This window comes from Pseudomonas ekonensis, assembly GCF_019145435.1.
Lineage (GTDB): Bacteria > Pseudomonadota > Gammaproteobacteria > Pseudomonadales > Pseudomonadaceae > Aquipseudomonas > Aquipseudomonas ekonensis.
The window spans coordinates 2,265,928-2,280,302 of sequence record NZ_JAHSTS010000001.1 but is presented as its reverse complement, the minus strand read 5'-3'; the positions used below and the strand labels follow the sequence as shown (position 1 = coordinate 2,280,302).

11 protein-coding genes are annotated in these 14,375 nt (G+C 64.7%); 8 read left to right on the top strand and 3 right to left on the bottom strand.

The window, feature by feature from the left end; genetic code table 11:
- Positions 1–25: 25 nt before the first annotated feature.
- The 7 genes from KVG96_RS10110 to KVG96_RS10080 all read left to right on the top strand — a co-directional run bounded on the left by KVG96_RS10110 (position 26) and on the right by KVG96_RS10080 (position 9,512).
- Positions 26–232: an MbtH family protein gene (locus KVG96_RS10110; RefSeq protein WP_217891900.1), complete on the top strand. Its 207-nt coding sequence runs from the start codon at positions 26–28 to the stop codon at positions 230–232.
- Between the two features lie 101 nt (positions 233–333).
- Complete coding sequence (locus KVG96_RS10105) at positions 334–1,617, top strand: MFS transporter (protein WP_217891899.1); 1,284 nt, start codon at positions 334–336, stop codon at positions 1,615–1,617.
- A gap of 225 nt (positions 1,618–1,842) precedes the next feature.
- Positions 1,843–2,328, top strand: a complete 486-nt coding sequence (locus KVG96_RS10100) for an Lrp/AsnC family transcriptional regulator (RefSeq protein ID WP_217891898.1) — start codon at positions 1,843–1,845, stop codon at positions 2,326–2,328.
- Positions 2,329–2,507: 179 nt separating this feature from the next.
- The gene (locus tag KVG96_RS10095) at positions 2,508–3,317 is read left to right on the top strand and encodes an isocitrate lyase/PEP mutase family protein (RefSeq protein WP_217891897.1); all 810 of its coding nucleotides are present in this window, start codon (positions 2,508–2,510) and stop codon (positions 3,315–3,317) included.
- A gap of 328 nt (positions 3,318–3,645) precedes the next feature.
- Positions 3,646–4,899 carry a multidrug efflux RND transporter periplasmic adaptor subunit MexE gene (gene mexE, locus KVG96_RS10090; RefSeq protein WP_085583235.1) on the top strand — a complete coding sequence of 418 codons (1,254 nt, stop codon included), beginning with the start codon at positions 3,646–3,648 and terminating at the stop codon, positions 4,897–4,899.
- Between the two features lie 15 nt (positions 4,900–4,914).
- A complete protein-coding gene (locus KVG96_RS10085) occupies positions 4,915–8,094 on the top strand; it encodes an efflux RND transporter permease subunit (protein ID WP_217891896.1) in 3,180 nt (1,059 codons plus the stop codon).
- The gene (locus KVG96_RS10080; RefSeq protein WP_217891895.1) at positions 8,091–9,512 is read left to right on the top strand and encodes an efflux transporter outer membrane subunit; all 1,422 of its coding nucleotides are present in this window, start codon (positions 8,091–8,093) and stop codon (positions 9,510–9,512) included. Before KVG96_RS10085 ends, KVG96_RS10080 begins: the two co-directional genes overlap by 4 nt.
- Before the next feature lie 332 nt (positions 9,513–9,844).
- Here KVG96_RS10080 and KVG96_RS10075 read toward each other — a convergent pair whose 3' ends face one another.
- The 3 genes from KVG96_RS10075 to KVG96_RS10065 are packed head-to-tail and all read right to left on the bottom strand — an operon-like array spanning position 9,845 to position 13,122.
- Positions 9,845–10,792, bottom strand: coding sequence for an HlyD family secretion protein (locus tag KVG96_RS10075; protein ID WP_217891894.1), 948 nt, complete (start codon positions 10,790–10,792; stop codon positions 9,845–9,847).
- A gap of 4 nt (positions 10,793–10,796) precedes the next feature.
- Complete coding sequence (locus KVG96_RS10070; RefSeq protein WP_217891893.1) at positions 10,797–10,997, bottom strand: DUF1656 domain-containing protein; 201 nt, start codon at positions 10,995–10,997, stop codon at positions 10,797–10,799.
- The gene (locus KVG96_RS10065) at positions 10,987–13,122 is read right to left on the bottom strand and encodes an FUSC family protein (protein ID WP_217892464.1); all 2,136 of its coding nucleotides are present in this window, start codon (positions 13,120–13,122) and stop codon (positions 10,987–10,989) included. The genes KVG96_RS10070 and KVG96_RS10065 overlap by 11 nt, the downstream gene beginning before the upstream one ends.
- A gap of 193 nt (positions 13,123–13,315) precedes the next feature.
- Between KVG96_RS10065 and KVG96_RS10060 the strand changes: the two genes are divergently transcribed.
- Positions 13,316–14,371, top strand: a complete 1,056-nt coding sequence (locus KVG96_RS10060; RefSeq protein ID WP_217891892.1) for a tetratricopeptide repeat protein — start codon at positions 13,316–13,318, stop codon at positions 14,369–14,371.
- Positions 14,372–14,375 lie beyond the last annotated feature (4 nt).

Sequence of the window (14,375 nt, the reverse complement as noted above, 5' to 3'; positions counted from 1 at the left end):
TTCAACATTTTCAGGACGTTCAACCATGACCACCGAAGAACAAGACACCGGCCTCTATCTCGTCGTGATCAACGACGAAGAGCAATACTCCCTCTGGGCGGCCGAGCGCCCCCTGCCCGGCGGCTGGCACGCGACAGGGCAACAGGGCAACCGCACGCAGTGCCTGGCCTACATCAAGGAGACCTGGACCGACATGCGCCCGCTCAGCCTGCGCCAGCGCCTGCAAGCCTAGTGCCGGACAAGGCTCGGGTCACCCGGGCGGCGCCTTGCGCGTCGTCCGGGCGGGCCCGAGCCACCGGCAGGCGCTGCTTCTCTCTCTAAAGGAATAGCCTGATGTCTGTACGCAGTCGCTTCTCCAACAAGGCACCGGTCTCGCACGAGCGTGCCTCTCTGCTGCTGTTGCTCATTGCCTTCGTCGATGCTTCCGGGCGCGGCCTCTTCCTCGCAGGCGCCACGTTCTTCTATACCCAGGTGGTCGGCCTGAGCAGCGTCCAGGTGGGCATCGGCCTGGCCCTGGCGGGGCTTTGCGGGCTCGTCTGCACGGTGCCCATCGGCCGGATCGCCGACCGCCTCGGCGCTGCCCGGGTGCTGGCGGTGCTGCAGGTCTGGCGCATGCTGGGCTTCCTGATCTACCCGTTCGTCAACGATTTCTACGCGTTCCTGCTCATCGCCTGCTTCATCGGCTGCGTGGAACAGGCGGTGTGGCCGATCATCCAGACCCTGGTGGGGGCGGCGGTCAAGTCCGATGCCTACGTCAAGACCATGTCCAAGGTGGCCATCGTCAGGAACGTCGCCTACATGCTCGCCGCAGGCGTGTTCGCCATCGTCGTCGGCGTCGCCAGCAGCCCCAACGCCGTGATCGGCCTGCTGATCGCCAATGCCCTGGCGTTCCTCATCTCGGCCGTGCTCCTCGTGGTGGCCAAATTGCCTCAGGCTGCTGCCCGGGAACAGGTCGAGAGCGCGCCGGCGGCCGTCGCTGCGCATCCGCTGAAGAACCTCAACTTCCTCTCGCTGTCGCTGTGCAACGGCATCCTTTCGCTGCACCAGGCTGTGATGACCATCGCCGTGCCTCTGTGGCTGCTGACCAAGACCCAGGCGCCCAAGGCCCTGATCGGCCTCATCCTGGTGGTCAACGGCATCATGGCCATCACCCTGCAACTGGCGTTCAGCAAACGCGGCAACGAAGTGGTGCATGCCGCGCGCAAGCACCTTTACGCCGGGATTACCCTGGCGCTCTCTTGCGCCATGGTGGCCATGACCACGGCCGACCAGTCGCCCTACCTCGCGGCGGGCATCCTGCTGTTGGGTTGTGTGGTGATGACCTTCGGCGAACTGTGGCAATGCGCGGGCGCCTGGGGGATCTCCTATTACCTGGCGCCGGCCGAGAACCGGGCCTACTACCTGAGCGTGTATGCCTTGGGGGCGAACCTGATGACCGTGGTCTTCCCCGCGATCTTGCCGATCGCCGTGGTGGAGCGCGGGGCCGCCGGATGGATCGGCCTGGGGCTCGTGTTTGCGCTGGCCGGCATCGCCACGCCCCTCCTGGCCCGCGCCGCCAGCCGCCAGCGCGCAGGATCGCGGGGCGATGACCTGCAGACCCAAGGCGCGGAGGCCTGACACACGACGCTGACCGACCGGCCATTAAAGGACGCCCTATCCAAACAGCTCATTAGTTGACCGGTTGTTCTGGCGCTATATGTAACCATCCCGTGACATTCAATATAAGCCACGGGAGGATGGCCCGTGCTCATTTCAAAATGTTGCGCACCCTATCCGTTGCTGGCACCATGGCAAAGTTATAAGGACTGCACTTGCTCATGGCACGCCAGAAAGGACTCTGATTTGAAAAAGAACTCTACGGTGCTCGATGCGATCGATCTGAAGATCCTGAACATCATGCAGACCGACTGCCTGACGACCACTTCAAAACTCGCGGAAGTTCTTTCCATGAGTGAAACGCCTTGCTGGCGCAGGCTCAAGCGCCTTGAGGAAGAAGGCTTCATCCAGGGCTACCAGGCCATCCTGAACAAAGAGGCCCTGGGCTTCGAAGTCACCGCCTTCGTTCATCTCTCCGTCGATTCACATACCGAAGACGTCACCCGAAAACTGGAAGAAAAGATTACTTCCTGCCCGGAAGTCGTCGCTCTTTACAATGTGACAGGGGACTATGACTTCTTGATAAAGATCGTCTGCAAAAGTATTTCCCTGTACACCGAGTTCATTGAAAAGACACTTCGCAAGATTCCCTGCATTACTCAAATCAAGACTTCCATCACACTTCGGGAAGTCTATGATTCCCGGTTGTTGCCTTTATCGGCACGTACATAACTTGCACACGCCATTGCCACGAACGCATACACGCCCAGGCTACCGCCATGGCGACGACCCAGGCGCGGGCGAATCCCGTAACGATTGGCTACAGTGCATCTTCCGATGCCGCGAACGCACGGTCGCGGTTTGACCTTGGCAGTGATCCATCAACAGGATGTTCAAAGGAGCAGGATTTCATGGCAGCACTGGATACCGTTTTTCATGATCTTCATCGGCAAGGGTTGCTGATGCTCGCCAACGTGGGCGATGCCGGCGGCGCGCGCCTCGTCGAGCGCCTGGGCAGCAAAGCCGTGGCCACCAGCAGCGCGGCGATGGCCTGGAACCATGGCTATCAGGACGGCAACAAGCTTCCGCTGGAGCTGCTGCGCTCCACCATCGCCTCGATGACCCGGGTGCTCAGCGTTCCCCTGACCGTGGACATCGAAGGGGGCTATTCGGACGATCCCGCACAGGTCGCCAACGTCATCGACGCCGTCATCGCCGCAGGTGCAGTCGGGGTCAACATCGAAGACGGCGTGGGCTCCCCCGACCTGCTCATCCGCAAGGTCGACGCCGCCAGGAAGGTCGCCGAACGGCACGGAGTCAACCTGTTCGTGAACGTGCGCTGCGACGTCTACCTCAAGAACCTGCTGCCCGCCGAGCAGCGCCTGGAAGAACTTCTCAAGCGTGCCGCGCAGTATGCCAACGCAGGTGCGGACGGGCTGTTCGCCGCCGGCGTGGTCGAACCCCATGAAATCGCTGCGGTGTGCCGGGAATCGAGGTTGCCGGTCAACCTGCTGTGGCGCGCAGGCCTGGCCGCTCCCGATGAGCTGCAACGCCTCGGCGTCAGGCGCCTGAGCGCAGGCTCGGCCATCGCCGAGTTCCTGTATGGCGCCATGGGCGGATTGGCCCGCAGCTTCCTGGAGCACGGGCATCTGGATACCCAGGCCTTGAAGGCCCACACCTATGGCGAGCTGAATTCGCTGATGGCCCCACGGGCGGAGTGACCCTGTCCAGGTCGCCCGGTCGTACCTGCCCTCGCGACGCGCTTCAGGCCAGGGCTGGCGGAGTTCCGCTCAGCCCTGGCCCGGTTCGAGGGCGCGCGCGGGGCAAGCCGTTCGCGGCCCGGCAACCATCGGCTTCACCTTTGCACCCGACGCAAGACAGAATTGTCGCCAGCTCGATTGATAGCCCCCTAACGAAAGGCGCATGCTAGAGGGCTTGAGCGCTGCTTATATCATTCCGAATGATAGTTACCTTCGCGCCATTCGATTCGTTTGCCATTACCCTGCCGATCATCATCCGCCCATCTTCAATACTTTGGCGGATGTATCCATGGAACAATCACTCAAACATTTGCGCTTCCCCTTGGCCCTCCTGGCCGTGCTCGTGATGAGCGCCTGCGGCAAGGCTCCGCAGACCGCCGCCAACATGCCGGCCGCCAAGGTCAGCGTGGCCAAGGTGCTGGAGCAGCCGGTCAACGAGTGGGACGAGTTCACGGGGCGCCTGGAGGCGCCGGAAACCGTTGAAATCCGTCCGCGGGTCTCCGGCCAGATCGACGAGGTCGCGTTCACCGAAGGCGCGCTGGTCAAGAAAGGCGATTTGCTGTTCCAGATCGACCCGCGTCCGTTCCAGGCCGAAGTGCGTCGCCTCGAAGCCCTGGTCGCCCAGGCCCGCGCCAACGCCACCCGCAGCGAAAACGAAGCCGTCCGCGGCGAGCGCCTGCGCACCAGCAACGCCATTTCCGCTGAACTGGCCGACTCGCGCACCAGCGCCGCCCAGGAAGCCCGTGCCGCCGTCGGTGCCCTGCAGGCGCAACTGGACCTGGCCAAGCTGAACCTGAGCTTCACCCGCGTCACCGCTCCGATCAGCGGCCGCGTCAGCCGTGCCGAAATCACCGCCGGCAACCTGGTGACCGCCGACACCACGGCGCTGACCAGCGTGGTCTCCACCGACAAGGTCTATGCCTACTTCGACGCCGACGAGCGCGTGTTCCTCAAGTACACCCAGCTCGCCCGCCAGGGCCAGCGCGGCGCCACCACGCCGGTGTACATGGGCCTGTCCAACGAAGACGGCAACCCGCACCTGGGCCAGATGAACTTCGTCGACAACCAGGTCAACCCCAAGACCGGCACCATCCGCGGCCGCGCGGTGTTCGACAACACCGACGGCACCTACACCCCAGGCCTCTACGCCCGCCTGAAGCTGGTCGGCAGCGGCACCTACAACGCCATGCTGATCAACGACGAAGCGGTCGGCACAGACCTGGGCAAGAAGTTCGTGCTGGTGATGGATGCGGACAACAAGACCGCCTACCGCCCCGTCGAACTGGGGCCGAAGATCGAAGGCCTGCGCATCGTGCGCAACGGCCTGAACAAGGACGACACGATCATCGTCAAGGGGCTGCAACGGGTGCGTCCGGGTTCGCCGGTCTCCCCTGAAGTGGTTCCGATGGCCAGCGAGCAGACCCTCGCGGCCCTCGCTCAACAACGACAAGCGCTGGAAGCCAGCAACCTGCCCAAAGTCGCACCCGCCAAGGGCGCGCAGGGCTCGGTTGTGAAACTGGCTGCTGCGACCCCACGCGGTTAAGGGACAACGACTCCGATGAATTTCTCCAGATTCTTCATTTCACGGCCGATCTTCGCAGCGGTGCTGTCGCTGCTGATCCTGATCGCCGGTGCGATTTCACTGTTCCAGCTGCCGATCAGCGAATACCCGGAAGTCGTGCCGCCGACCGTCGTCGTGCGGGCCAACTTCCCGGGCGCCAACCCCAAAGTCATCGGCGAGACCGTGGCCGCTCCGCTGGAGCAGGCCATCACCGGCGTCGAGAACATGCTGTACATGTCCTCGCAGTCCACCGCCGACGGCAAGATCACCCTGACCATCACCTTCGCCCTGGGCACCGACCTGGACAACGCGCAGGTGCAGGTGCAGAACCGGGTGACCCGCACCGAGCCCAAGCTTCCCGAGGAAGTGACGCGCATCGGCATCACCGTCGACAAGGCCTCGCCCGACCTGACCATGGTTGTGCACTTGACCTCCCCGGACAAACGCTACGACATGCTCTACCTGTCCAACTACGCGATCCTGAACATCAAGGACGAACTCGCCCGCCTGGGCGGCGTCGGCGACGTGCAGCTGTTCGGCATGGGCGACTACTCGCTGCGGGTGTGGCTGGATCCGAACAAGACCGCGTCGCGCAACCTGACCGCCACCGACGTGGTGACGGCCATCCGTGAGCAGAACCGCCAAGTGGCCGCCGGCCAACTGGGCGCGCCGCCCGCGCCGAACGCGCAAAGCTTCCAACTGTCGATCAACACCCAGGGCCGTCTGGTCTCTGAGGAAGAGTTCGAGAACATCATCATCCGCGCCGGCGATAACGGTGAAATCACCCGCCTCAAGGACATCGCCCGCGTCGAACTGGGTTCCAGCCAGTACGCCCTGCGCTCGCTGCTGAACAACCAGCCGGCCGTGGCGATCCCGATCTTCCAGCGTCCGGGCTCCAACGCCATCGAGATCTCCAACGAGGTCCGGGCGAAGATGGAAGAGCTGAAGAAAGGCTTCCCGCAAGGCATGGACTACAGCATCGTCTATGACCCGACGATCTTCGTGCGCGGCTCCATCGAAGCGGTGGTTCACACCCTGTTCGAAGCCCTGATCCTCGTGGTGCTGGTGGTGATCCTGTTCCTGCAGACCTGGCGCGCCTCGATCATCCCGTTGGTGGCGGTGCCGGTGTCGCTGATCGGTACGTTCGCCGTGATGCACCTGTTCGGCTTCTCGCTCAACGCCCTGTCGCTGTTCGGCCTGGTGCTGGCCATCGGCATCGTGGTGGACGACGCCATCGTGGTGGTGGAGAACGTCGAGCGAAACATCGAACTGGGGCTCAACCCGTTCGAGGCGACCCAACGCGCCATGGGCGAAGTGACCGGCCCGATCATCGCCACCGCGCTGGTGCTGTGCGCCGTGTTCGTTCCGGCGGCGTTCATCTCCGGCCTCACCGGTCAGTTCTACAAGCAGTTCGCCCTGACCATCGCGATCTCCACTGTGATCTCGGCGTTCAACTCGCTGACCCTGTCGCCGGCACTGGCTGCCGTGCTGCTCAAGGGCCATGACGCACCGAAGGACCGCTTCTCGCGCATCCTCGACAAGCTGCTGGGCGGCTGGCTGTTCCGTCCGTTCAACCGCTTCTTCGTGCGGGCCAGCCATGGCTACGTCGGCACCGTGCGCCGGGTCATCCGCAGCAGCGGCATCGCCCTGCTGCTCTACGCCGGCCTGATGGTGCTGACCTTCTTCGGTTTCTCCAGCACGCCGACCGGTTTCGTGCCCGGCCAGGACAAGCAGTACCTGGTGGCCTTCGCCCAACTGCCGGACGCCGCGAGCCTGGACCGCACCGAAGACGTGATCAAGCGCATGTCCGACCTGGCCCTGAAACAGCCGGGCGTGGAAAGCGCCGTGGCCTTCCCTGGCCTGTCGATCAACGGTTTCACCAACAGCCCGAACGCCGGCATCGTGTTCGTGACCCTCAAGCCGTTCGACGAGCGCAAAGACCCGAGCATGTCCGCCGGCGCCATCGCCGGGGCCCTGAACGGCCAGTACGCCGGGATCCAGGAAGCCTACATGGCGATCTTCCCGCCGCCGCCGGTACAGGGGCTGGGCACCATCGGCGGTTTCCGCCTGCAGATCGAAGACCGGGGCAACCTGGGCTACGAAGAGCTGTACAAGGAAACCATGAACATCATCGCCAAGAGCCACAACGTGCCGGAGCTGGCCAACCTGTTCACCAGCTACACCGTGAACGTGCCGCAGGTCGATGCCGCCATCGACCGCGAAAAGGCCAAGACCCACGGCGTGGCCGTCAGCGACATCTTCGACACCCTGCAGATCTACCTGGGTTCGCTGTATGCCAACGACTTCAACCGCTTCGGGCGCACCTATCAGGTCAACGTTCAGGCCGAACAGCAGTTCCGCCTCGAATCCGACCAGATCGGCCAGCTCAAGGTACGCAACAACAAGGGCGAAATGATCCCGCTGGCGACCTTCATCAAGGTCAGCGACACCTCGGGGCCGGACCGCGTGATGCACTACAACGGCTTCATCACCGCTGAAATCAACGGTGCGGCGGCCCCGGGCTACAGCTCCGGCCAGGCCCAGGCCGCCATCGAGAAGCTGCTCAAGGACGAACTGCCCAACGGCATGACCTACGAGTGGACCGACCTGACCTACCAGCAGATCCTGGCCGGCAACACCGCGCTGTTCGTGTTCCCGCTCTGCGTATTGCTGGCGTTCCTGGTGCTCGCGGCGCAGTACGAAAGCTGGAGCCTGCCGCTGGCGGTCATCCTGATCGTACCGATGACCCTGCTGTCGGCCATCACCGGTGTCATCGCCTCCGGCGGCGACAACAACATCTTCACCCAGATCGGCCTGATCGTACTGGTGGGCCTGGCGTGCAAGAACGCGATCCTGATCGTCGAGTTCGCCAAGGACAAGCAGCAGGAAGGCCTCGACCCGCTGGCGGCGGTGCTGGAAGCGTGCCGTCTGCGTCTGCGGCCGATCCTGATGACCTCCTTCGCGTTCATCATGGGTGTGGTGCCGCTGGTGATCTCCACCGGCGCCGGTGCCGAGATGCGTCACGCCATGGGTGTGGCGGTGTTCTCCGGGATGCTCGGGGTGACCTTCTTCGGTCTGCTGCTGACACCGGTGTTCTATGTACTGATCCGCAATTTCGTGGAACGCAGCGAAGCCCGCAAAGCGGCCAAGGCCCTGCAATTGGAGGCGCAACAATGAGTCTGAAAGTCTTCCTGCCGAGTCTGCTGGTGCTGGCCCTGAGTGCCTGCGCCGTCGGCCCCGACTACAAGACCCCAGCCACGGAGGCGGCCAACATCACGGCCGCCACCGATGGCGCCGCCGGCCAGAAGAACTTCGACCGTTCGAAGTTCGAAGGCATCTGGTGGCAGCAGTTCGACGACCCGACCCTCAACCAGTTGGTGACCCAATCGCTGCAAGGCAACCGCCAGCTGCGCGTAGCGTTCGCCCGCTGGAAAGCCGCCCGGGCGATCCGTGACGACGTCAGCAACGACGCCATGCCGACCATCACCAGCCGCGCCAGCAGCGACCTGGCCAAGGGACAGATTCCCGGCCAGACCACCCGCCGGGTCAACAGCGAACGCTATGACCTGGGCCTGGACATGGCCTGGGAAGTGGACCTGTTCGGCCGCATCCAGCGCAACCTGGAAGCCAGCGAGGCCGATCAGCAGGCAGCCGAGGCGGACCTGTACCAACTGCAGGTGACCATGATCGCGGAACTGGTGGACGCCTACGGCCAACTGCGCGGCGCGCAGCTGCGCGAGAAGATCGCGCTGGCCAACCTGGAGAACCAGCAGGAGTCGCGCAAGATCACCGTCAGCCTGCGGGATGCCGGCGTGGGCGATCAGCTCGACGTGGAGCGCGCCGATGCGCGCCTGGCGTCGGTGGAAGCCAGCGTGCCGCAGTTGCAGGCCGAGCAGGTTCGCCAGAAGAACCGCATCGCCACGCTGCTGGGCGAGCGCCCGGACAAGCTGACCGTCGACCTGAGCCCCAAAGACCTGCCGGCAATCGCCAAGGCGTTGCCGATCGGCGATCCGGGCGAACTGCTGCAACGCCGTCCGGACATCCTCAGCGCCGAACGCAAACTGGCGTCCGCCACGGCGCGCATCGGTGTGGCCAAGGCCGACCTGTTCCCTCGGGTCAGCCTCAGCGGCTTCCTCGGCTGGACGGCCGGGCGCGGTTCGCAGATCGGCTCTTCGGCGGCCAACGCCTGGGCGCTCGGCCCGAGCATCACCTGGGCGGCGTTTGACCTGGGCAGCGTGCGGGCCCGCCTGCGCGGCGCCGATGCCGACGCCGAAGGCGCCCTGGCGACCTATGAGCAGCAAGTGCTGCTGGCCCTCGAGGAATCGGAGAACGCCTTCAGCGACTACGGCAAGCGCCAACAGCGCCTGATCTCGCTGATCCGTCAAAGCGAGTCGAGCCGCAAGGCCGCCGACCTCGCCGAGATCCGCTACCGCGAAGGCACGGCCGATTTCCTGGTGCTGCTCGACGCCCAACGCGAGCGCCTGGCCGCCGAAGACAGCCAGGCCCAGGCTGAAGTCGAGCTGTACCGCGGCATCGTCGCGATCTACAAGGCCCTGGGTGGCGGCTGGCAGCCGGAGACGGTCGCCAGCAAGTAATTCCGTTTTTTAAAGAGCTCCTTTGGTTGGCCGCAACCAACCAATTCTTTGCCCCGCGTATCATTCGGTCGCGGGGCTTTTTTGTTTCTGAGGGTTTTGCCGCACCAGACAAGCCTGCGGCGGGTGGGCGGGCGGGTCTCATCGCCAGCAGGCTGGCGATGGCGGTGGGCCAGGCACTGAAGACGTCGGCAGTACCGGCCTCATCGCTTGCAGGCAAGCTCCTACAGTTTTTGTGGTGTGCCTGGACCTTGTGGACAGCTGGAATACCTGTGGGAGCCGGCTTGCCGGCGATGACGGGGGATCAGACAGCGGTGATGCCGATTCACCCGGATTCACTTGTGCTCCAGAACCGTCACCGTCGCAGTCGTCCCCGCCCGCAGCCGGTCTTTGCCGGCATAGTCGCCATCGATCGCAATCCGCACCGGCACCCGCTGCGCCAGTTTCACCCAGGTGTAACTGGGGTTGATGCTGGCCAGCAGCCGGCTGCCCGGCGCGTTCTCGCGGTCGGCGATGGCAAAGGCGATGCTCTGCACGGTGCCCTCGAACCGCTCGCCGCTCATCAGCTCGACCCGCACCCGGTCACCCTCGCTGATCCTGGGCAGCTTGGTTTCCTCGAAGTAGCCACTGACATAGAACGATTCGCTGTCCACCAACGCGACCAGCGCGCCGCCCGTCACGGCGTAGTCGCCTTCGCGGGTCAGCAGGTTGGTGACGTAACCGCTGACCGGCGCCTCCACACGGGTACGCTGCAGATCCAGCTCCGCCTGGGTCAGCGCCGCCACCGCCAATTGCACATTGGCCTCGGCCAGGCCGAGGTTGGCCTGGTTGCGCAACAGGTCGGCCTGGGCCACGGCCACTTCGGTGCTGGACTTTTCCCATTCCTCCCCTGAGATGGCGAAGCCTTGCTTGAGGGTGCGCCGTCGCCGCTCTTCGCTTTCGCGCTGTTTGAGCAGCGCCCCGCTGGCGACGATGGCCGCCTGGGACTGCCCCAACGCCGCCCTGGCCACCTCCACCGAACGTCGGGCATGCTCCACCGCCAGGCTGTAGCGCGCCGGGTCGATCTCCAGCAGCAGTTGACCCTTCTGCACATGCTGGTTGTCCTGCACGGCCAGTTTGACGATGCGGCCCGACACGTCCGCCGACAGCGTCACCACATCCGCCCTCACCCTCGCGTCACGGGTCCACGGGGCGCGGGTGTAATGCTCCCAGGCGAACCAGCCGAGCACGATGGCCAGCGCCACCACCGCCAATGTCGTCAATCGGGCAAGCAATGTCTTCAAGGCCTCAGGCTCCCATCAGCAGAATCAACGTCGCGCAGACGCAGGCGTACAGCGCACCCTGGAACAGCGCCTCGTGCCAGACCCGACGCAGCACGCCCAGCCGGCGCAGCACCCGGTCCAGCAGGAGAAAGACAGGGATGGCCAGCAGCAACGCCTGGGCAATCGGCGGCAGGTAGACCCCGCCTATCTCGAAATCAACGGGCAAGGACCGGCTCTCCTTCAGGGACAGGGTGTTGCAGGCGCTCACCGTGCCGTTCCAGGAACGACACGACGATCAGCAGCGCCACGCGCATGCGAAACACCGACCACACATGTTCATGGCTGGCGACATGCAAGTCGTCGAGCTCGTCGCCCAACGCGTGCAGTTCGACCCGCAACGGCTTGAGTTGCACATCCGGGCGACCGACGACAAAGCGCCCGGCTTGCCGCACCGCCGTCATCAAACGGCGGTTGAAGGCTTCCGACAGCAGCGTGTTGCCCTGCGCCTGCTGCCTGAGCTGGTGCATCGCCACCCCCGCCGCCACGCAGGCCAGACTGGTCTCGTACAACGCCTGCATGGCCCGGTCATTGGCCGCCGGCAGCAACCCCAGCATTGTGGTCAGCCGATCCACCATGCGGCTTTCGAACTCAAATTGCCGTTCGTCGGTGACCGCGCCCTTCGTCAGGGCATAGACCTGCTCCCTCGCCTCGTTGTAGAAGCGGCGAATCCGCAGCACCGGCCGGAACGGAAAGATCCACGCATAGACCATCAAGGCGAGCATGGCCGCACTGACGTAGGCGCCCGCAAATTCGAACCATTGGATGGCCGAGTTCTGTCCTGTCCCGACGTTCTGCGGGCCGAGCATCAAGAAGCTCGACAGCCCCAGCCCCATGCCGATCCCGGCCGTCGCCGGGCTGGCGAGGCCGACCGCGATCACATAGAGCAACGGCGCCAGCAGCAACGCCAGCGGTTCGAAATCGCTGACCGCCGGCACCAGCATGAACTGGTAGAACGCCGACACCACCAAGGCCAGGCCCAGCCCGCGGGCATAGCTCTGCGCGGCGATCAGAGGGCGCGGAAAGGTCGCCATCAGCGAACACAGGATCCCCACCAGAATCATCCCGCCGCGGGCACCGTCCCACGCCGTCTCGATCCAGATCAGCCCCGCGATCATCAAGGCGCTGAAGGCCCGGATGGCATTCATCGTGGCCAGCGTGAAATCCAGGTGCAGCGGATTGGCTTGACCGCGGAATACGCAGCTGGCCTCCCTTCCCTCCTGGATCGCATCGCTCAGTTCCAGGATCTGCTCCAGTTGCTGCAACAGCCGCGCCTGTTCCCAGCGCAACGCCCAGGCCAGCGAACGAAGGGTCGCGCTCATGTCTTCGGTCAGTTGCCCGGCTTTATAGGCCAGTTCGTCGAACTGCTGTTGCAGGGAAACGAAGCGGTGACGCGCCTGCGCCGGCAGCGCACGCCCCTGCTGCGCCAGTTGATCGAGAAAGGCCAGTTCCTCGGCGCGCAGACGCTGGATATCCGGCGGCAGTTCCCCTTCCCAGCGCGCCGTGAGCAGTTCGCGCTGGTGACGCAACGCGGTCAGGCGCGAGGTCAGCAGCATCAGTTGGTTACCGAGCAGCAGCACCAGGCCGTCCGCGCTGCGCAGACGCGGGGCATCGAAATAGAGGTGGCGGCGCAGCCCTTCCAGCGCACTGATCTCCCCCAACAAACGCATCTGCCGCTGCTGGAAAGCCGCTTCGTCCTCTTCGGTGCGCAGCACCGCCGCCGAATGCAGGGCCGCAAGCTTGATGACCTGATCGACCTTGTCGAAATAGCCCCGGGTGACCGCCTCGGGACGGGCCGTCAACAGGCTGACCACGCAAACGCAGGCCACCGCCAGCAAGGTTTCGGTGACGCGGGTCACCGCCAGCAGAAAGGTGCCGTCCTGATCCGGAATCGCCAGCAAGGCCACCACCACGGCGGTGTATCCACTGAGCACGAAGGCCTGGGAACTGGTGTAGCGCAGCAACGTGCCACCGGCGGTGCACAGGGCCAGCCACAGCGCCAGGGTGGCGATGAACGGCAGGGGCGCCTGGGGGAAGATCGCCATGATCAGCACCGCCACCACCGCGCCGAGCGTCGTGCCGATGACCTGGCCGAAGCTGCGGGCCAGGGCCATGCCGGCCAACGGCTGGCTGATGATGACCACCGCCATGATCGACCACTTGGGCTGGTCCAGATCGAACAGGAACGCCAGGTACAGCGTCAGCAACCCGGCGGCGACGGTACGCAGGCCGAACAGCAGCACCGCCCGACCGGGATGGAGCAGCGAATTGAAGTAATTGACCAAGGCTTGCATGGACACGCTCATCCAGACGACTCCTGCAAGCGTAGACACTGCATCGAAGGCTCGACAGGTAACGTGGTCGACGCAGTCTGTAGGGCGATTCGTGCGAAGTGAAATGCCGGTCCGTCGGCATAAACGGCCACAGGGTTTGACTCATGGCGCGCACTGACCGAAGCTTGCCCCTCGCCCGTCTCCGGATCCCTGCATGCCACCGTCTCGCCGCTACCTGCTCATCAGCCTCGGCCTCGTGCTGGCGCTCGGCGTTGCCTGGCTGTCCCTGCGCAGCACCGCACCGGTCATCCCCGAAGCGATCAAGCACGGCTACAGCGAGGCCTTGTCCGCCGCCCGCGCCGGCAAGCCCGGCGCCGCCCGGGTGCTGTACCAGCAGTTGGCGCGCCCGGACCTGACGGTCAAGCGACGCGTGTGGCTGCACGCCGAACTGCCCAACTACCCGAGCCCCCAGGCGCTGAAGCTGGCGGATGCGGACCTGCAGAACGAAGCGCCGGACGTGCGGCTGGCGGCGATCAAGAGCGTCGTCGGGCTGGTGCCCGGCGGCCAACGCAGCCTGTTGCTCGGCCCGTTGCTCGACGACGAAGACCAGACCGTGCGCTTTGCGACGATCAACGCCCTGCTCGGCCTGACCCCGGACGAACTGGGCCTGTACTTCGCCCCGCTGCAGCAAGGCATCGACAGTTGGGAACAGGCCCTCAAGCTTGAGCCCGAAAGCGCCGACCGCTACGCGCAGCTGGCCCGCCTGCACCTGCACAATGCGGAACTGAAGCAGGCGCAGGAGGCGCTGGAGCAGACATTGCGCCTGGATCCGGCCAACCTGCCGGCGCTGGTGATGCAGATCGAAGTGTTGGACCGTCAGGGCCAGAGCGACGCGGCCCGGCAATTGCTGGCCAAGCAGTTGAAGGCCCAGCCCGATTCCGCCTACCTGCAACATGCCCTGGGCCTGTGGCTGCTGCATCACGACCAACGCGAGTACGCGCTGCTGGGCCTGTCCAGGGCGGTGGAACTTGAGCCTGACAACAAGGATTACCGCTACGACCTGGCCACCACCCTGCACGGGGCCGAGGAACTGGAAGCGGCGCAGAAACAGTTGCAGGAAGTCGTCCAGCGCCACCCCGCCGACCGCAAGGCCCGGGTGCTGCTGATCAGTTACTGGAAGGAAAGCGGCCAGTTGCAGAACGTGCAGATCCTGCTGGCCCAGCTGGAACAGATGAACCCGGACGACCCGTCGCTGCAGCAAGGGCTCTGAGCCC

Coding starts and splice junctions, on each gene's coding strand:
- KVG96_RS10110 (WP_217891900.1), top strand. CDS start 26: ATGACCACCGAAGAACAAGACACCGGCCTCTATCTCGTCGTGATCAAC.
- KVG96_RS10105 (WP_217891899.1), top strand. CDS start 334: ATGTCTGTACGCAGTCGCTTCTCCAACAAGGCACCGGTCTCGCACGAG.
- KVG96_RS10095 (WP_217891897.1), top strand. CDS start 2,508: ATGGCAGCACTGGATACCGTTTTTCATGATCTTCATCGGCAAGGGTTG.
- mexE (WP_085583235.1), top strand. CDS start 3,646: ATGGAACAATCACTCAAACATTTGCGCTTCCCCTTGGCCCTCCTGGCC.
- KVG96_RS10085 (WP_217891896.1), top strand. CDS start 4,915: ATGAATTTCTCCAGATTCTTCATTTCACGGCCGATCTTCGCAGCGGTG.
- KVG96_RS10080 (WP_217891895.1), top strand. CDS start 8,091: ATGAGTCTGAAAGTCTTCCTGCCGAGTCTGCTGGTGCTGGCCCTGAGT.
- KVG96_RS10065 (WP_217892464.1), bottom strand. CDS start 13,122: ATGCAAGCCTTGGTCAATTACTTCAATTCGCTGCTCCATCCCGGTCGG.
- KVG96_RS10060 (WP_217891892.1), top strand. CDS start 13,316: ATGCCACCGTCTCGCCGCTACCTGCTCATCAGCCTCGGCCTCGTGCTG.